This is a genomic window from Roseateles chitinivorans (genome assembly GCF_002761755.1).
In the GTDB taxonomy this organism is placed as follows: Bacteria; Pseudomonadota; Gammaproteobacteria; order Burkholderiales; family Burkholderiaceae_C; genus Roseateles; species Roseateles chitinivorans.
Genome location: NZ_PEOG01000018.1, coordinates 30,854 through 50,348 on the forward strand (window position 1 = coordinate 30,854; position 19,495 = coordinate 50,348).

9 protein-coding genes are annotated in these 19,495 nt (G+C 69.5%); 4 read left to right on the forward strand and 5 right to left on the reverse strand.

Annotated features, from left to right (window positions below; genetic code table 11):
• The first annotated feature begins 83 nt into the window (after window positions 1-83).
• Both CS062_RS08505 and CS062_RS08510 read left to right on the forward strand, forming a co-directional pair.
• Window positions 84-461: a FlxA-like family protein gene (locus tag CS062_RS08505; protein ID WP_158238713.1), complete on the forward strand. Its 378-nt coding sequence runs from the start codon at window positions 84-86 to the stop codon at window positions 459-461.
• A gap of 64 nt (window positions 462-525) precedes the next feature.
• Window positions 526-960 carry a response regulator gene (locus CS062_RS08510; RefSeq protein ID WP_099861201.1) on the forward strand — a complete coding sequence of 145 codons (435 nt, stop codon included), beginning with the start codon at window positions 526-528 and terminating at the stop codon, window positions 958-960.
• A gap of 30 nt (window positions 961-990) precedes the next feature.
• On the opposite strand, the gene CS062_RS08515 is transcribed toward CS062_RS08510, so the two are convergent.
• The 5 genes from CS062_RS08515 to scpA all read right to left on the reverse strand — a co-directional run bounded on the left by CS062_RS08515 (window position 991) and on the right by scpA (window position 8,658).
• Window positions 991-1,497 carry a VOC family protein gene (locus CS062_RS08515; RefSeq protein ID WP_099861259.1) on the reverse strand — a complete coding sequence of 169 codons (507 nt, stop codon included), beginning with the start codon at window positions 1,495-1,497 and terminating at the stop codon, window positions 991-993.
• An 11-nt stretch (window positions 1,498-1,508) separates the two neighbouring features.
• Window positions 1,509-3,593 carry an acetyl-CoA carboxylase biotin carboxylase subunit gene (gene accC, locus CS062_RS08520; protein WP_099861203.1) on the reverse strand — a complete coding sequence of 695 codons (2,085 nt, stop codon included), beginning with the start codon at window positions 3,591-3,593 and terminating at the stop codon, window positions 1,509-1,511.
• 130 nt (window positions 3,594-3,723) lie between these two features.
• Entirely contained in the window at window positions 3,724-5,256 is a 1,533-nt protein-coding gene (locus tag CS062_RS08525; RefSeq protein ID WP_099861205.1) for an acyl-CoA carboxylase subunit beta, read from the reverse strand.
• The gene (gene meaB, locus CS062_RS08530) at window positions 5,249-6,319 is read right to left on the reverse strand and encodes a methylmalonyl Co-A mutase-associated GTPase MeaB (protein WP_099861260.1); all 1,071 of its coding nucleotides are present in this window, start codon (window positions 6,317-6,319) and stop codon (window positions 5,249-5,251) included. Before meaB ends, CS062_RS08525 begins: the two co-directional genes overlap by 8 nt.
• Before the next feature lie 131 nt (window positions 6,320-6,450).
• Window positions 6,451-8,658, reverse strand: a complete 2,208-nt coding sequence (gene scpA / locus CS062_RS08535) for a methylmalonyl-CoA mutase (protein WP_099861261.1) — start codon at window positions 8,656-8,658, stop codon at window positions 6,451-6,453.
• 80 nt (window positions 8,659-8,738) lie between these two features.
• Between scpA and CS062_RS08540 the strand changes: the two genes are divergently transcribed.
• Window positions 8,739-9,404 carry a GntR family transcriptional regulator gene (locus CS062_RS08540; protein ID WP_099861207.1) on the forward strand — a complete coding sequence of 222 codons (666 nt, stop codon included), beginning with the start codon at window positions 8,739-8,741 and terminating at the stop codon, window positions 9,402-9,404.
• A 611-nt stretch (window positions 9,405-10,015) separates the two neighbouring features.
• Window positions 10,016-19,471 (forward strand): SPM autocatalytic domain-containing protein, encoded by a 9,456-nt coding sequence (locus tag CS062_RS08545; RefSeq protein ID WP_099861209.1) that lies wholly within the window; start codon window positions 10,016-10,018, stop codon window positions 19,469-19,471.
• Window positions 19,472-19,495 lie beyond the last annotated feature (24 nt).

Consider the following 19,495-nt stretch of genomic DNA (forward strand, 5'->3'; position numbering starts at 1 on the left):
GCACGATGCGCGGCATGCGCCCTGGCGACGCTCAAGACCTGCCCCCGGCGGCCGATATCCCGAGGGTCGCCGAAGGAGTTCCCATGCATGTCGCCGTTCCCACCGCCGCCGCCCCCGCCGGCTCGTCCGCGTCCGCGGTGTCCGGCACGGGCGCCGATGCGCAGATCGCACGCCTGCAGTCCCAGCTCAAGCAGTTGCAGAAGCAGATGAAGGAGCTGGCGAACGATTCGACGATGGACGCGTCCGCCAAGGAGAAGCGCCAGAAGCTGCTCCAGACGCAGATGCAGATGGTGATGGAGCAGATCGCGCAGATCCAGAAGGCGGCCGCGGAAGCCGCGCAGGCGAAGGCGGCGGCCAGGACCGCCAGCACGGCGGCGCCGGCTACGGCGCGGCCCGAGGAGGCGGCCCGACGCTCGGCGACGCCTTCGATGCTGGGCGCCCTGCTCGACGAGGTCGCCTGACGCGCACTCGCTGTCCGGGCGCGGAAGCCGCCGCGCTACGATTCCCCGCCTGAAGAGGTGTCAGATGGTCACGACGATCAAGCGCGAAGAGTTCTGTTTCCTGGTGGTCGACGACTTCTCGACCATGCGTCGCATCATCTCGGGGCTCCTGCGCGAGCTCGGCTTCAAGAAGATCCTGGAGGCCGAGGACGGCAAGGCGGCGCTGCGGCAACTGGAGTTGTCGGCCGAGTCCGGCGAGCCGGTGCACTTCGTGCTCAGCGACGTGAACATGCCGGTGATGAACGGCTTCCAGCTGCTGGAGGCACTGCGCAGCAAGCCGGAAGGCAACGCGCTGCGCACGGTCCCGGTGCTGCTGGTCACCGCCGAGGGCCGCAAGGAAGACATCATCCGCGCCGCGCAGCTCGGCGCGACCGGCTACATCGTCAAGCCGTTCAACAAGGACACGGTCGGCGACAAGATCCACTTGACGCTGAAGAACCGGGGCATCCTGGTCGATTGACCGGCTGCCGCCGGCGCCGCGCGGCCGCGCTCAGCCGCCGCCGAGCGCCTTCACCACCTCCGCCGGCGCCTGCACCAGCTCGATCAGCACGCCCTCGCCCCCGATCGGGAACTCGTCGTTGCTCTTCGGGTGGATGAAGCAGATGTCGTAACCCGCGGCGCCCTTGCGGATGCCGCCCGGCGCGAAACGCACGCCGTGCGCCGTCATCCATTCGACGGCCCGGGGCAGGTCGTCGACCCACAGGCCGACGTGATTGAGCGGCGTGACATGCACCGCCGGCTTCTTCTCCGGATCCAGCGGCTGCATCAGGTCGACCTCGACCTTGTGCGGCCCGCTGCCGATCGCGCAGATGTCCTCGTCGACGTTCTCGCGCTCGGACACGAAGTTGCCGGTGACCTCCAGCCCGAGCACATCCACCCACAGCCGGCGCAGCGCGGCCTTGTCGGGCCCGCCGATCGCGATCTGCTGGATGCCGAGGATGCGGTAGGGCTTCGCCGCGGCGGCCGTCGATGCGGTTGTCGATGCGGATGCGCTCATCGCCTGCTCCTTCATTCGAAACGCACGATCGGCTGATCGACAGCCAGGCTCTCGCCCACCTTCGCCAGCACCTCGGCCACCTTCACGTCCTGCGTGGCGGTGAGGATGTTCTCCATCTTCATCGCCTCGATCACCGCGAGCCGCTCGCCGGCCTGCACCAGTTGCCCCGGCTGCACCGCCACATGGACCAGCAGCCCCGGCATCGGCGAGAGCAGCAGCTTGCTGGTGTCCGGCGGCGCCTTGTAGGGCATCAGCCGATGCAGCTCCGCCGCGCGCGGCGACAGCACCGTCACCTCGATCGCGCGGCCGTTGTGCTGGATGCGGTAGGCCAGCGGTGCGCGGGGCGTGCCGCGCTCGGCCTGCGCGACGAAGGGCTGTCCGTTCACCGTGCCGAAGAGCCGGGTGTCGTTCAGTCGCGAGGTGCTGACGATGCGGTAGGACTTGACGCCGCCCCGCCCGATGTCGCCGCCCTCGGTGCCGTCGGCGCCGACCTGGATCAGCGCCTCGCCCTGCGCGCCGACGTACTCGGTGATGTTGAGCGGATAGCGGCGGAAGCGGCCCTGCCCTTCGCTCACGACCGCCACATAGTCGTGCTCGATGCGGACCTCATGCCCCGGCAACTGGCCGGTGATGCCGGCCTCCCGCTCGCGGGCCTTGCGGCGGATGAAGCCGGCCAGCGCGACGAGGAAGTCCGGATCGTCGTGCGGCACGTCCTCGGCATGGAAGCCGCCGCCGTAATGCTGCGCGATGAAGCCGGTGTTGAAGTCGCCCGAGCGGAAATCCGGATGCGCCAGCAGTGCCGACTGGAACGGGATGTTGCTGGAGATGCCGCGGATGACGAAACCGTTGAGCGCCTCCCGCATCTTGGCGATCGCGTCGTCGCGGTCGCGGCCGTGCACGATCAGCTTGGCGATCATCGAGTCGTAGAACATCGGGATCTCGCCGCCATCGAAGACGCCGGTGTCCACCCGCACGCCGAAGCGCTCGTCGCCCGCAGCCTCCATCGAGGTCTCCGGCGGCTGGTATTTCACCAGCCGGCCGGTCGACGGCAGGAAGTTGCGGAACGGATCCTCGGCATTGATGCGGCACTCGATCGCCCAGCCTTCGCGCCGGATCTCCTCCTGCTTGAACGGCAGCGGCTCGCCGGCCGCCACACGGATCATCAGCTCGACCAGGTCCAGCCCGGTGATGCACTCGGTGACCGGATGCTCCACCTGCAGCCGCGTGTTCATCTCCAGGAAGTAGAAGGACTGGTCCTTGCCGACGACGAACTCGACGGTGCCCGCGCTCTGGTACCTGACCGCCCTGGCCAGCGCCACCGCCTGCTCGCCCATCGCGCGGCGGGTGGCCTCGCTGATGAACGGCGACGGCGCCTCCTCGATCACCTTCTGATGGCGGCGCTGGATCGAGCACTCGCGTTCCCAGAGGTAGACGACATTGCCCTGCGCGTCGCCCAGCACCTGGATCTCGATGTGCCGGGGCGACTCGACGAACTTCTCCATGAACACGCGGTCGTCGCCGAAGCTCGCGCGAGCCTCGTTGCGGCAGCTGGTGAAGCCGTCGTGGCAGTCCTTGTCGTTGAACGCGACGCGCAGGCCCTTGCCGCCGCCGCCGGCGCTCGCCTTGATCATCACCGGGTAGCCGATGCGATTGGCGATGGCCACGGCCTCGTCGGGCGACTCGATCGGCTGGTTGTGGCCGGGAATCGTGTTGACCCGCGCCTCGCCGGCCAGCTTCTTCGAGGCGATCTTGTCGCCCATCGCCGCGATCGAGTAATGCTTGGGGCCGATGAACACCAGCCCTTCCTCTTCGACGCGGCGCGCGAAATCCTCGTTCTCCGACAGGAAGCCGTAACCCGGGTGGATGGCCTCGGCGCCGGTCTGCTTCGCGGCGGCGAGGATCTTGTCGGCGACGAGATACGACTCGCGCGACGGCGCCGGGCCCAGCAGCACCGCCTCGTCGGCGAGTTCCACGTGACGGGCGTCCTTGTCCGCCTCGGAATACACCGCCACCGTCTTGATGCCCATCTTGCGGGCGGTCTTGATGACACGGCAGGCGATCTCGCCGCGATTGGCAATCAGGATCTTCTTGAACATGGCAAACCTTGAATTCGGATTCAGGCCGGCGAAGCCGGGCCTCGGTCAAGCAACGCCCGCGGATCCGGCTCCGCCGGGCCGCTGGGCGGCGCCCCTTGGGGGCAGGAGCGAAGCGACTGGGGGGCCCGGTTCACAGCGGGATGTTGCCGTGCTTGCGCCACGGGTTCTCGAGCTGCTTGTCCTTGAGCATCACCAGCGAACGGCAGATGCGCTTGCGCGTCTCGTGCGGCTGGATGACGTCGTCGATGAAGCCGCGCGCGCCGGCCACGAACGGATTGGCGAAGCGCGCCTTGTACTCGGCCTCGCGCGCCGCCAGCTTGGCCGGATCGTTCTTGTCCTCGCGGAAGATGATTTCCACCGCGCCCTTGGCGCCCATCACCGCGATCTCCGCGTTGGGCCAGGCGAAGTTCACGTCGCCGCGCAGGTGCTTGGAGCTCATCACGTCGTAGGCGCCGCCATAGGCCTTGCGCGTGATCACCGTCACCTTGGGCACCGTGCATTCGGCATAGGCGTACAGCAGCTTGGCGCCGTGCTTGATGATGCCGCCGTACTCCTGCGAGGTCCCCGGCATGAAGCCCGGCACGTCGACGAAGGTGATCACCGGGATGTTGAACGCATCGCAGAAGCGCACGAAGCGCGCTGCCTTGATGCTGCTCCTGATGTCCAGGCAGCCCGCCAGCACCAGCGGCTGGTTGGCCACGATCCCCACCGTCTGCCCCTCCATGCGCGCGAAGCCGGTCAGGATGTTCTTCGCGTTCTCCGGCTGCAGCTCGAAGAAGTCCCCGTCGTCGACGACCTTCAGGATCAGCTCCTTCATGTCGTAGGGCTTGTTGGGGTTGTCCGGCACCAGCGTGTCGAGCGAGTGGTCCAGCCGCGCGCCCGGATCGCCGCTGGGCCGGCACGGCGCCTTCTCGCGGTTGTTCAGCGGCAGGTAGTTGAAGAAGCGCCGCAGCATCAGGATCGCTTCGACGTCGTTCTCGAAGGCCAGGTCCGCCACGCCGCTGCGGGCGGTGTGGGTGGACGCGCCGCCGAGCTCCTCCGCGGTCACCTCCTCGTGGGTCACCGTCTTCACCACCTCCGGACCGGTGACGAACATGTAGCTGCTGTCCTTCACCATGAAGATGAAGTCGGTCATCGCCGGCGAGTACACCGCGCCGCCGGCGCAGGGGCCCATGATCATGCTGATCTGCGGGATCACGCCGGAGGCCATCACATTGCGCTGGAAGACCTCCGCATAGCCGCCCAGCGAGGCGACGCCCTCCTGGATCCGCGCGCCGCCCGAGTCGTTCAGGCCGATCACCGGCGCGCCGACCTTCATCGCCTGGTCCATCACCTTGCAGATCTTCTCGGCATGCGCCTCGGACAGCGCACCGCCGAAGACGGTGAAGTCCTGGCTGAAGGCGAAGGCCAGCCGGCCGTTGATCATCCCGTAGCCGATGACGACGCCATCGCCGGGGATCTTGTTGTCCGCCATGCCGAAGTCGACGCAGCGGTGCTCGACGAACATGTCCCATTCCTCGAAGGTGCCGTCGTCGAAGAGCAGGTCCAGCCGCTCGCGCGCGGTCAGCTTGCCCTTGGCATGCTGCGCCGCGATGCGTTTCTCGCCACCGCCCTGGCGCGCCTGCTCGCGCTTGTCCTCGAGCATCTGTTGGATGTCATGCATGTCGTTGGTCCTTTGAATCCTCGGGATTCCTGTCTCCGGAAAACTTCGCCAGCAGCTCCCGCGCCGCCGTCGACGCCGCGAGCTGCCCGCCGAGCACCCGCGCCGTGATGTCCTCGAGCGCCCCACGCACCGCGGGCGCCGCCTTGAACTGCTGCTTCAGGCCCGACTGGATGCGTTCCCACATCCACGCCAGCGCCTGCTGCTGGCGCTTCTCCTCGAAGGCGCCGTTGGCCCGCTGGAGCGCCTGGAACTCGGTCACCGCGCGCCAGAACGCGTCGACGCCCTCGCCCTTCAGCGCCGACATCCGCATGACGCGCGGCTCCCAGAAGGGTCGATGGGCGCCCTCACCGTGCTCGCCGCGCTCGCTGCCCGCCTCCCCGGCGCCGGCAACTCCGGCGAGGCCGGGCGCATGGCCGAGCGGCGACCGGTGATCGTGCGCCGGCCGCCGGTGCATGCCGTACAGCCGCAGCGAGGAGGTGATCTGCGCCTGCGCCCGCGTGGCGGCGGCATCGTCCAGATCGGCCTTGTTGATGACGACCAGGTCGGCCAGCTCCATCACGCCCTTCTTGATCGCCTGCAGGTCGTCGCCGGCATTGGGCAGCTGCAGCAGGCAGTACATGTCGGTCATGCCGGCGACCGCCGTCTCGCTCTGCCCGACACCGACCGTCTCGACGATGACGATGTCGAAGCCCGCGGCCTCGCACACCAGCATCGCCTCGCGGGTCTTCTCGGCCACGCCGCCCAGGGTGCCGCTCGACGGGCTCGGGCGGATGTAGGCGCGCGGGTCCATGGACAGCCGCTCCATCCGCGTCTTGTCGCCGAGGATGGATCCGCCCGAGACCGAGCTCGACGGATCGACCGCCAGCACCGCGACGCGGTGGCCCTGGTCGAGCAGCGCCAGCCCGAGCGCCTCGATGAAGGTGCTCTTGCCGACGCCGGGCACGCCGGAGATGCCCAGCCGCAGCGAGCGCCCGGCGCGCGGCAGCAGCCCGGTGAGCAACGCGTCGGCCTGGGCCCGATGGTCGGGCCGGGTCGATTCCAGCAGCGTGATGGCCTTGGCCATGGCACGGCGCTGCGCCGGTCCGGGCGCGCCGAGCAAGGGCGCCGCCAGCGGGTGATCCGCCGTCGTCGTTCCACCGGGGGCGGCGGACCGGTTGTCCTTGGGTGGCGGCGCGTTCACGCGATCCGCTCCGCTCACGCCGCGACGGTCTTGCGGATCTGCTCGAGCACGTCCTTGGCGCTCGCCGGGATCGGCGTGCCGGGGCCGTAGATGCCCTTGACGCCGGCCTCGTAGAGGAAGTCGTAGTCCTGCGCCGGAATCACGCCGCCGACGAACACGACGATGTCGTCGCCGCCCTGGTCCTTGAGCGCCTGGATGATCGCCGGCACCAGCGTCTTGTGACCGGCCGCGAGGGTGGACACGCCCACCGCGTGCACATCGTTCTCGATCGCCTGGCGCGCGCATTCCTCGGGCGTCTGGAACAGCGGGCCCATGTCGACGTCGAAGCCCAGGTCCGCGTAGGCCGTGGCCACGACCTTGGCGCCACGGTCATGCCCGTCCTGGCCGAGCTTGGCGATCATCACCCGCGGCCGGCGGCCCTGGTCCTCGGCGAAGGCGGCGATCTCGTCCTGCAGCTTCGCCCAGCCCTCGGCCGAGTCATAGGCCGCCGCGTAGACGCCGGTGACCTTCTGGGTGTCGGCGCGATGGCGGCCGAAGACCGCCTCCAGCGCGTCGGACACCTCGCCCACCGTCGCCCGCAGCCGGATCGCCTGGATGCTCAGGTCCAGCAGGTTGCCGGTGCCCGAGCGCGCCGCTTCGGTCAGCGCGGCCAGCGCCGCCTGCACCTTCGCCGCGTCGCGCTGAGCCTTGATCTTCTGCAGGCGCGCGATCTGGCTGTCGCGCACCTTGACGTTGTCCACCTCGAGGATCTCGACCGGATCCTCCTTCGCCAACCGGTACTTGTTGACGCCGACGATCACGTCCTTGCCGCTGTCGATGCGCGCCTGCTTCTCCGCGGCGCTGGCCTCGATCTTCAGCTTGGCCCAGCCCGAGTCGACCGCCTTGGTCATGCCGCCCATCGCGTCGACCTCCTGGAGGATCGACCAGGCCTTGTCGGCCATGTCCTGCGTCAGCGACTCCATCATGTAGCTGCCCGCCCAGGGATCGATGACGCTGGTGATGTGCGTCTCCTCCTGGATGATCAGCTGGGTGTTGCGCGCGATGCGGGCGCTGAACTCGGTGGGCAGCGCGATCGCCTCGTCCAGCGAGTTGGTGTGCAGCGACTGGGTGCCGCCGAACACCGCCGCCATCGCCTCGATGGTGGTGCGGACCACGTTGTTGTAGGGATCCTGCTCGGTCAGGCTCCACCCGGAGGTCTGGCTGTGGGTGCGCAGCATCAGGCTCTTGGGGTTCTTCGCGCCGAAGCCCTTCATGATCCGGCACCAGAGCAGCCGCGCGGCCCGCATCTTGGCGATCTCCAGATAGAAGTTCATCCCCACCGCCCAGAAGAAGGACAGCCGGCCGGCGAAGTCGTCGACGTCCATGCCCTTGGCGATCGCGGTCTTCACATACTCCTTGCCGTCGGCCAGGGTGAAGGCCAGCTCGAGCGCCTGGTTCGCGCCCGCCTCCTGCATGTGGTACCCGCTGATCGAGATCGAGTTGAACTTCGGCATGTGCGAAGCGGTGTACTCGATGATGTCGCCGATGATGCGCATCGACGGCTCGGGCGGGTAGATGTAGGTGTTGCGGACCATGAACTCCTTGAGGATGTCGTTCTGGATGGTGCCGCTGAGCTGATCCTGCGCGACGCCCTGCTCCTCGGCCGCGACCACGTAGCCGGCCAGCACCGGCAGCACCGCGCCGTTCATCGTCATCGACACCGACACCTTGTCCAGCGGGATGCCGTCGAACAGGATCTTCATGTCCTCGACCGAGTCGATCGCCACGCCGGCCTTGCCGACGTCGCCGGTCACGCGCGGATGGTCGGAGTCGTAGCCGCGGTGCGTCGCCAGGTCGAAGGCCACCGACACGCCCTGCCCGCCCGCGGCCAGCGCCTTGCGATAGAAGGCGTTGCTCTCCTCGGCGGTCGAGAAGCCGGCGTACTGGCGGATGGTCCAGGGCCGGACCGCGTACATGGTCGCCTGCGGCCCGCGCAGGAAGGGCTCGAAGCCGGGCAGCGTGTTCGCATGCGGCAGGTCGCGGGTGTCCGCCGCGGTGTACAGCGGCTTGACGACCAGCCCTTCGGGGGTGTGCCAGTTCAGGTTGGCGGGGTCCCCGCCAGGGGCGGACTTCGCCGCCGCCTTGTGCCATTGCTCCAGCGTCGCCGGCGCGAACTCCGAAGGAGTGTTCGTGCCGCTTGTGGCGGCCGGCGCGGCGGAGGGGACCTTGTGTTCGTTCGACATGGGGGACTCCTGGAAGCGGCGGATCATAGCGCGGCACGAATTCATAATTATGAATTTCAGATTCGCTACACTCCCGCGCCATGTCGCTCACCGCACCGCTCGCTCCCCGCGCCCCGCTGTATGAGGAGGTGGCCGAGCGGCTGCGCCAACGCATCTTCGCCCGCGAGCTCGAACCCGGCAGCTGGATCGACGAGCTCAAGCTCTGCGCCGAACTCGGGATCAGCCGCACGCCGATGCGGGAGGCGCTGAAGGTGCTGGCATCCGAAGGCCTGGTGACGATGCGGGTGCGACGCGGCGCCTACGTCACGGAGATGTCCGAACGCGATGTGCGGGAGGCCTACCAGCTGCTGTCCCTGCTCGAGAGCGACGCCGCCGCGGTCGTGGCCCGGACGGCGACCGACCCGGAGCTGGCGGAACTTCGCCAGTTGCACCAGGACCTGGAAGAAAGCCTGGCCGCCGGCGAGGCCGGCCGCGAGCGCTTCTTCGCCGCCAATGAGCGCTTCCACCTGCGCATCATCGAGATCGACGGCAACCGCTGGCGGATGCAGATCATCACCGACCTGCGCCGGGTGATGAAGCTCAACCGCCACCATTCGCTGTTCAAGCAGGGCCGGCTGCAGGAATCGCTGCAGGAGCACCGCGACATGCTGGAGGCCCTGCTCGCCCGCGATCCGGACCGGGCCGCGCGGCTGGTCCGGTGTCACTTCGACAATGGACTCAAGGCCACCGGCCGGGCTGCCGATTAGGCGCGCGCGCGAGCGCCAGGTCGCCTCGCCAATATCTCGGCATTAATTCACCGGCGATATTCCCGGCGCGGTGGAGATAACCCTCGGAAAACCCCTTTTCGAGGGCTCCGGAAAATCCGTGAACTTGTCACGGACGACACATCCCACCCTGCGAGCCGCCCCGGCGACCGGCGCCTGCGCGCGGTCTTCGTTCACATTGCTCACATCTTGTTGCAGGCGGAGGCGACATCACGCAAGCCTCACCGCCGTGGCATGGCCGGGCCGCGCTGCTTCAGAGTCGCTGCTAAGTGCCGATCAGCATTGGATGTCCCGGCCGCGACAAGTGAACGACCGTTCGATCACGGGCCGTCCGAACCTTGCCCCGGCAAGCATCCCTCCCCCGCATTCACGGGCTTTACGCGCGGTCTGTAACCGTGAACTGAGGCCGACTCCCGGCCCTTTTGTTCGGTTCACGTTAAGCGGAGCCCCAATAACATTTCTGGGCTAGCTCAAGTTCGTCATCCCGTGTCCGAAAACCGGATGACGGCATCCGGAAGTCGGGTGCCAAAACTGACCCAAATCACCTCGCGCCTATGGGCGCATCCCGCCCCATAGGTTCACGGAGTTCCAAGATGGCATCGCTGATTACCAACCTGACGACCGACCAGATCGCCGCCCTCACGTCGACGACCCTGGCGCGCCTGACCAGCGAAGACTGGGCAGCGTTTACCACCGAACAGTTCCAGGCGCTGACGACCTCGCAGTTCGCGACGCTCGGCACCCGGGCGGTGTCGTTCTTCACGACGACCAACATCGCCGCCATCGAATCGGACGACCTGCGCGCCCTGTCGACGGCCGCGGTCCAGACCTTCACCAGCGCGCAGCTCAATGCGCTGGGCTCCGACCAGTTCGGCGCGATGACCACCCGGCAGGTCGGCGCGATGACCACGCAGCAGGTCCGGAACCTGGAGTCCGACGACCTGAACGCGCTGGCCTCGGACCAGATCCGCGCGCTGAGCACCCAGCAGGTGGCCGCCATCTCCACCAGCCTGATCAACAGCCTGGCCTCCGATGACCTGCAGGCGCTGAAGACCGAGCAGATCAAGGCCCTGAGCTCCCAGCAAGTCGCCGCCCTCGCCACCGAGGGCGTCGCCGCTCTGGGCACCGGCCAGGCCGCCGCGCTGACCAGCACCCAGACCGCCGCGCTGAATTCCGACCAGGCCGCCGCGCTGACCTCGGACGCCGTGCATGCGCTGAGCACCGCCGCCGTCAAGGCGCTGGGCACCGACCAGGTCGCCGCGCTGAACTCGGACCAGATCGCCGCGCTGACGACCGCGCAGATCAATGCGCTGTCCACCCAGCAGATCCGCCAGCTGGCCAGCGACGAGATCGCCGCGCTGGACACCAACCAGATCCGCGCCATCACCACGCAGCAGATCGCCGCGCTGACCACCGACCAGCTGGCCGGCGTCGACAGCGCCGATGTGCAGGCCCTGTCCACCGCGCAGGTGCGCGCGCTCAGCTCCGCCCAGATCGGCGCGCTGAGCTCCGATTCCATCGAGGCGATGAGCTCCGGCCAGATCGGCGCGCTGACCTCGACCCAGGTCAAGGGCCTGACCACCGACCAGATGGCCGCGATCAGCTCCGACGACATGAAGGCGCTGTCGACCGCCACCGTCCGCGCGCTGTCGACCGACCAGGTCCAGGCGCTGAATTCGGACCAGGTCGCCGCGATGTCCAGTGCCCAGATCGGCGCGCTGACGACCGGCCAGGTCGCCGTGCTGTCCACCGATGAGCTGAACGCGCTGAGCAGCAGCCAGATCCGCGCGCTGGGCACCGCCCAGATCGCCGCGCTGTCGACCGACCAGGTCCAGGGCATGGAGTCCGCCGACGTCCAGGCCTTCACCACCGCCCAGATCGCCGCGCTGAGCTCGGCCCAGATCGCCGCGCTGTCCACCGACGCGATCGTCGCGCTGAGCTCCGCCCAGGTCGCGACCCTCACCTCCCGGCAACTGGCCGGTCTCTCGACCGACCAGATCGCCGCCATCGAGACCGGCGACCTGCGCGCGCTGTCCTCGACCGCGATCCGCTCGCTGACGACCGACCAGTTCGATGCGCTGAGCTCCGACCAGGTCGGCGCGCTCACGACCGGCCAGGTCGCCGCCCTGACCACCGGCCAGGTCCAGGCGATGGCCAGCGATGACCTGAACGCGCTGGGCTCGGCCCAGATCCGCGCGCTGGGCACCGCCCAGGTCGCCGCGCTGTCGACCGCCCAGGTCAACACGATGGAAAGCGCCGACGTGCAGGCGCTGAGCACCCAGCAGGTGCAGGCGCTGAGCTCGGCCCAGGTCGGCGCGCTGTCCACTGACAACGTCGCGGCGCTGAGCTCGCAGCAGGTCGCCGCGCTGTCGACCCGCCAGATCGCCGGCCTGACGACCGACCAGATGGGCGCGATCGAGACCGGCGACCTGCGCGCCATGTCCACCGCCGCGATCCGCTCGCTGACCACCGAACAGTTCGACGCGCTGAACTCCGACCAGGTCGGCGCGCTCACGACCGGCCAGGTCGCCGCCCTGACCACCGGCCAGGTCCAGGCGATGGCCAGCGATGACCTGAACGCGCTGGGCTCGGCCCAGATCCGCGCGCTGGGCACCGCCCAGGTCGCCGCGCTGTCGACCGCCCAGGTCAACACGATGGAAAGCGCCGACGTGCAGGCGCTGACCACGCAGCAGGTCGCCGCGCTGGGCTCGACCCAGGTCGGCGCGCTGTCCACCGACAACGTCGCCGCGCTGAGCTCGGCCCAGGTCGCCGCGCTGTCGACCCGCCAGATCGCCGGCCTGACCACCGACCAGATGGGCGCGATCGAGACGCAGGACCTGCGTGCCATGTCGACCGCCGCCATCCGCTCGCTGACCACCGAGCAGTTCGACGCGCTGGGCTCGGCCCAGGTCGCCGCGCTGACCACCGGCCAGGTCGCCGCGCTGACCACCGGCCAGGTCCAGGCCATGTCCAGCGACGACCTGAACGCGCTGGGCTCGGCCCAGATCCGCGCGCTGGGCACCGCCCAGATCGCCGCGCTGTCGACCAGCCAGATCGCCAACATGACCAGCGAGGACGTGCAGGCGCTGAGCTCCGGCCAGATCGCCGCGCTGAGCTCCGACCAGATCGCCGCGCTGTCGACCGAGAACATCGTCGCCCTGACCTCCTCGCAGGTCGGCGCGCTGTCGACGAAGCAGGTCGCGGGCCTGACCACCGACCAGATGGGCGCCATCGAGACCGGTGACCTGAAGGCGCTGGGCACCGCTGCCGTGCGCGCGCTCACCACCGACCAGCTCGGTGCGCTGGGCTCCGACCAGGTGGCCGCGCTGTCGACCCAGCAGGTCGCCGCGCTGTCGACCGCCCAGGTCAGCAACCTGTCCTCCGACGACCTGAACGCGCTGACCAGCGGCCAGATCAAGGCCCTGTCCACCCAGCAGGTCGCGTCGCTGACGACCGCCCAGATCAACACGATGGAAAGCGCCGATGTGCAGGCGCTGACCACGCAGCAGATCGCCGCGCTGAACTCCGACCAGGTCGGCGCGCTGTCCACCGAGAACATCGCCGCCCTGAGCTCGCAGCAGGTCGCGCCGCTGTCGACCAAGCAGGTCGGCGGCCTGACGACCGACCAGGTCGGCGCGATCGAGACGGTGGACGTCCGCGCGCTGTCGACCAACGCGCTGCGCGCCCTGACGACCGCGCAGATCGACGCCCTGAGCTCCGACCAGATCGCCGCGCTGACGACCGCCCAGGTCGCCGCGCTGACGACGGCGCAGGTGCAGGCCCTGGCCAGCGACGACCTGAACGCGATGGGCTCGGCCCAGATCCGCGCGCTGTCGACCGCCCAGGTCGCCGCGCTGACCACCGGCCAGATCAACGGCATGGAATCGGCCGACGTGCAGGCGCTCTCGACCCAGCAGGTCGCCGCGTTGGGCTCGGCCCAGGTCGGCGCGCTGTCGACCGAGAACGTCGCCGCCCTGACCTCCGCCCAGGTGGGCGCGCTGACGACCAAGCAGGTCGCCGGCCTGACCACCGACCAGATGGCCGCCATCGAGACCGGTGACCTCAAGGCGCTGTCCACCGCCGCGCTGCGCGCGCTGGGCACCGACCAGCTCGACGCGCTGGGTTCGGACCAGATCGCCGCGCTGTCGACCCAGCAGGTCGCCGCGCTGTCGACCGCCCAGGTCAGCAACCTGTCCTCCGACGACCTGAACGCGCTGACCAGCGGCCAGATCAAGGCGCTGTCGACCGCGCAGGTCGCCGCGCTGACGACCACGCAGGTCTCGACCATGACCAGCGACGACGTCGCCGCGCTGACCACCGCGCAGCTGCAGTCGCTGGGCTCGGCCCAGATCGGCGCGCTGAGCACCGACGCGATCGTCGCGCTGAGCTCCGCCCAGGTCGGCGCGCTGACGACCAAGCAGGTCGTGGGCCTGACCACCGACCAGATGGCCGCCATCGAGACCGGTGACCTGCGCGCGCTGAACACCGCCGCGCTGCGGGCCCTGTCCACCGACCAGCTCAATGCGCTGGGCTCCGACCAGGTTGCCGCGCTGAACACCGTCCAGGTGGCCGCGCTGACGACCGCCCAGGTCGCCGGCCTGACCAGCGACGACCTCAACGCCCTGGGCAGCGCCCAGATCAAGGCGCTGGGCACCGCCCAGGTCGCCGCGCTGACGACCGCCCAGGTCAACACGATGGAAAGCGCCGACGTGCAGGCGCTGTCGACCCAGCAGGTCGCCGCGCTGGGCTCGGCCCAGGTCGGCGCGCTGAGCACCGAATCGGTCGTCGCCCTGACCTCCAGCCAGGTCGCCGCGCTGAGCAGCAAGCAGGTCGCGGGCCTGACCACCGACCAGATGGCCGCCCTCGAAACCGGCGACCTGAAGGCCCTGTCCACGACCGCCCTGCGCGCCCTGGGCACCGACCAGCTCGATGCGCTGAACTCCGACCAGATCGCGGCGCTCTCGACCCAGCAGGTCGCCGCGCTGACGACCGGCCAGGTCAGCAACCTGTCCTCGGACGACCTCAACGCGCTGACCAGCGCGCAGGTCAAGGCGCTCTCGACCCAGCAGGTCGCCGCGCTGACCACCGGCCAGGTCAACACCATGGAATCCGCCGACGTCGCGGCGCTGACGACCCAGCAGGTCGCCGCGCTCAGCTCGGCCCAGGTTGGTGCGCTGAGCACCGAGGCCGTGGTGTCCCTGAGTTCCAGCCAGGTCGCCGCGCTGAGCAGCAAGCAGGTCGCGGGCCTGACCACCGACCAGATGGCCGCCCTGGAGTCCGCCGACCTGCGGGCGCTGTCCACGGTCGCCCTGCGCGCCCTGACCAGCGACCAGCTCGACGCGCTGAGCTCCGACCAGGTCCAGGCGCTGACGACCCAGCAGGTCGCCGCGCTGACGACCACGCAGGTCAGCCAGCTCGCCACCGATGACGTCGGCGCCCTGACCTCGGGCCAGCTGCGCGCCCTGGGCACCGCCCAGGTCGCCGCGCTCGGCACCGCCCAGCTCGACGCGCTGAACAGCGACCAGGTCGCCGCGCTGACGACCCAGCAGGTCGCCGCGCTGACCACGACGCAAGTCAGCAACCTGTCCTCCGACGACCTGAACGCGCTGACCAGCGCCCAGATCAAGGCGCTGACCACGCAGCAGGTCGCCGCGCTGACGACCGGCCAGATCAACACGATGGAATCGGCCGACGTGGCCGCCCTGGCGACGAACCAGATCGCCGCGCTGAGCTCGTCGCAAGTCGGCGCGCTGAGCACCGAGGCCATCGTCGCGCTGACCTCCTCGCAGGTCGCCGCGCTGACCACGAAGCAGGTCGGCGGCCTGACGACCGACCAGATGGCCGCGATCGAGACGGGCGACCTCAAGTCGCTGTCCAGCGTCGCGCTGCGCGCCCTGGGCACCGACCAGCTCGATGCGCTGAACTCCGACCAGATCGCCGCGCTGTCGACCCAGCAGGTCGCCGCGCTGACGACCGGCCAGGTCAGCAACCTGAGCAGCGATGACCTGAACGCGCTGACCAGCGGCCAGATCAAGGCGCTGACCACGCAGCAGGTCGCCGCGCTGACGACCACGCAGGTCTCGACGATGACCAGCGACGACGTCGCCGCGCTGACCACCGCGCAGGTGCAGGCCCTGGGCTCGGCCCAGGTCGGCGCCCTGAGCACCGACGCGATCGTCGCGCTGGGCTCGGCGCAGGTCGCCGCGCTGACCACGAAGCAGGCCGCCGGCCTGACGACCGACCAGATGGCCGCGATCGAGACGGGCGACCTCAAGTCGCTGTCGACCGCCGCGCTGCGTTCGCTGGGCACCGACCAGCTCGACGCGCTGGGCTCCGACCAGATCGCCGCGCTGACGACCCAGCAGGTCGCCGCGCTGTCGACCGGCCAGGTCAGCAACCTGAGCAGCGATGACCTGAACGCGCTGACCAGCGCGCAGATCAAGGCGCTGTCGACCGCGCAGGTCGCCGCGCTGACGACCACCCAGGTCTCGACGATGACCAGCGACGACGTCGCCGCGCTGAACTCGGCGCAGGTCGCCGCGCTGAGCTCGGCCCAGGTCGGCGCGCTGAGCACCGAGGCGGTGGTGGCCCTGAGCTCCGCCCAGGTCGCCGCGCTGAACAGCAAGCAGGTCGCCGGCCTGACCACCGACCAGATGGCCGCCCTCGAAACCGGCGACCTGAAGGCCCTGTCGACCAACGCCCTGCAGGCGCTGAACTCGGCCCAGCTGGAAGCGCTGGGCTCCGACCAGATCGCCGCGCTGACGACCCAGCAGGTCGCCGCGCTGACGACCGGCCAGGTCAGCAACCTGAGCAGCGATGACCTCAACGCCCTCACCAGCGGCCAGATCAAGGCGCTGTCCACGCAGCAGATCGCCGCGCTGACGACCACCCAGGTCGCCGCGATGGAGTCCGCCGACGTGCAGGCGCTCGCCACGAACCAGGTCGCCGCGCTGAGCTCGGCCCAGGTCGGCGCGCTGAGCACCGAGGCCGTGGTCGCCCTGACCTCGGCCCAGGTGGCCGCGCTGAGCAGCAAGCAGGTCGCGGGCCTGACCACCGACCAGATGGCCGCGATCGAGAGCGGTGACCTGAAGTCGCTGTCCACGCTCGCCCTGCGCGCGCTCGGCAGCGACCAGCTGGAGGCGCTCAGCTCCGACCAGATCCAGGCCCTGACCACCGCGCAGGTGTCGTCGCTGACGACCACGCAGGTCAGCCAGCTGGCGACCGACGACTTCGCCGCGCTGACGACCGGCCAGCTGCGTGCCCTGACCACCGGCCAGGTTGCGTCGCTGAGCTCGGCCGAGCTGGAAGCCCTGGGCTCCGACCAGGTCGCGGCGCTGACGACCCAGCAGGTCGCCGCGCTGACGACCACCCAGGTCGCCAACCTGACCAGCGACGACCTGAATGCGCTGACCAGCGCGCAGGTCAAGGCGCTCAGCACCGCGCAAGTCGCCGCGCTGACCACCACGCAGGTCAATGCGATGGAGACCGCCGACGTGGCCGCGCTGGCCACGAACCAGGTCGCCGCGCTGAGCTCCGACCAGGTCGGCGCGCTGACGACCGAGGCGGTCGTGGCGCTGAGCTCGACCCAGGTCGCCGCGCTGACCAGCAAGCAGGTCGCCGGCCTGACCACGGACCAGATGGCCGCCCTGGAATCGGGTGACCTGAAGGCCCTGTCGACGGTGGCGCTGCGCGCGCTGACCAGCGACCAGCTGGGTGCCCTGGGCTCCGACCAGGTCGCTTCGCTGACGACGACGCAAGTCGCCGCGCTGACCACCGGCCAGGTGAGCACGCTCGCCAGCGACGACCTGAACGCGCTGACCAGCGCCCAGGTCCGCGCGCTGACGACGCAGCAGGTGGCCGCGCTGACGACCACGCAGGTGTCCACGATGGAGAGCGCCGACGTCGCGGCCCTGAGCTCGCAGCAGGTCCAGGCGCTGAGCTCGGCCCAGATCGGCGCGCTGAGCACCGAGGCGGTGATCGCGCTGAGCTCGGTCCAGGTGGCCGCGCTGACCTCGGCCCAGGTCAAGGGCCTGACGACGGACCAGATGGCCGCGCTGGAGACCGGTGACCTGCGCTCGCTGTCCACGGTCGCCCTGCGCGCCCTGGGCACCGACCAGATCGAGGCCCTGGGCTCCGACCAGATCGCCGCGCTGACGACCGTCCAGGTCGCCGCGCTGACGACCGCGCAGATCGCCAACCTGAGCAGCGACGACCTGAACGCGCTGACCAGCGGCCAGATCCGCGCGCTGGGCAACAGCCAGCTGCAGGCCCTGACGACCACGCAGATCTCGACGATGACGACGGACGACGTCGCCGCGCTGAGCTCCGCGCAGCTGCAGGCCCTGGGCTCGGCCCAGGTCGGCGCCCTGAGCACCGACGCGATCCAGGCGCTGAACTCGGCGCAGGCGGCGGCCCTGAGCTCGGCCCAGGTCGACGGCCTGACCACCGACCAGATGGCGGCCTTCGAGTCGGCCGACCTGCGCAGCCTGAGCACGCTGGCGATCCGTTCGCTGGACAGCGCTCAACTGGAAGCGCTGGGCTCCGACCAGATCGCGGCGCTGACCACCCAGCAGGTCGCCGCGCTGAGCACGCTGCAGGTGAGCCAGCTGGCCACCGACGACGTGCAGGCGCTGACCTCGACCCAGGTCGTGGCGATGAGCTCGGCCCAGCTGAACGCCTTCACCACCGACCAGGTGCAGGCGATCGACACCGGTGACCTGGCGGCGATCGCCAGCGGCAACCTGGTGGCCTTCGGCTCGGCGGACTTCGAGGCCTTCAGCTCGGATCAGATCCATGCGCTGACCTCGCAGCAGTGGAGCGCGGTGAGCGCGACCCAGGTGGCGGGCATCGAGACGGCCGACATCGCCTCGATCTCCACCGCCGGCATCCATGCGCTGAGCACCGCGGCGATCCACGCCTTCAGCACCGACCAGATCGCGGCGCTGACCAGCGACCAGGTCCATGAGTTCAGCACCGCGCAACTGCGCGCGCTGGGCACGGACCAGATCGCGGCCATCACCACGGACGACATCGGCGCGCTGACCAGCACGCACTTCTCGACGATGACCTCGTCGCAGCTGCATGCGTTCACGACCGACCAGATCCTGGCGCTGGACTCGAGCGACATCCACGCGCTCACCTCGGTGCAGATCCAGGGCCTGTCGACCGACCAGATCGTGGCGATGACCTCCGACCAGTTCATCGGCTGGGACACGCAGGACCTGGCCAGCATGAGCATGGATCAGGTGCTGGCGATGACCACCGAACAGAAGGCGGGCTGGACCGACGAGCAGATCAATGCCCACTTCATGGCCACGCCGATCATGCTGGACCTGGATGGCAACGGCATCCAGACGCTGGCGGCCAAGGACGGCGTGCACTTCGACCTCAACGCCACCGGTCACAACGACAAGTGGGGCTGGGTCGGCGGCAACGACGGCCTGCTGGTGATGGATCGCAACGGCAACGGCGCGATCGACAGCGGCGCCGAGCTCTTCGGCTCGGGCACCACGGTCAACGGCCGCAAGGGCCTGGACGGCTTCGCCGCCCTCGCCGCGCTGGACGCCAACCATGACGGCCACGTCAATGCCAAGGACGCGGACTTCAGCCACCTGCAGGTCTGGGTCGACGCCAACCACGACGGCAAGACCGACGCGGGTGAACTCAAGTCGCTGACCGACCTGGGCATCGTCGACCTGAACCTGGGCGCGACCAAGGGCACGGACGTCGATCACGGCAACCTGATCGGCCTGGTGTCGAGCTACACCAAGGCGGACGGCACGACCAGCGAGATGTCCGACGTGTGGTTCACCAAGGACGGCGCGACGCAGCAGGTCCATGGCACGACGCGGGAAGCCGCGCCGCAGCTGGGCGACCTGCTCGCCCAGCCGGAAGCCAACCTGCTCGGCGGCGCGACGGCGCACACCGCGACGGCGGCCACGGCGGCCACCACCGCGGCGTCCACCGACGCGGTCAACCACGACGTGCTGAGCGCGGCCTACAAGAAGCTGCATGACGACGACCAGAACGGCGCTGTTCCGCTGATCTAAGCGGCAGTCCGGAACCGGGGGCCT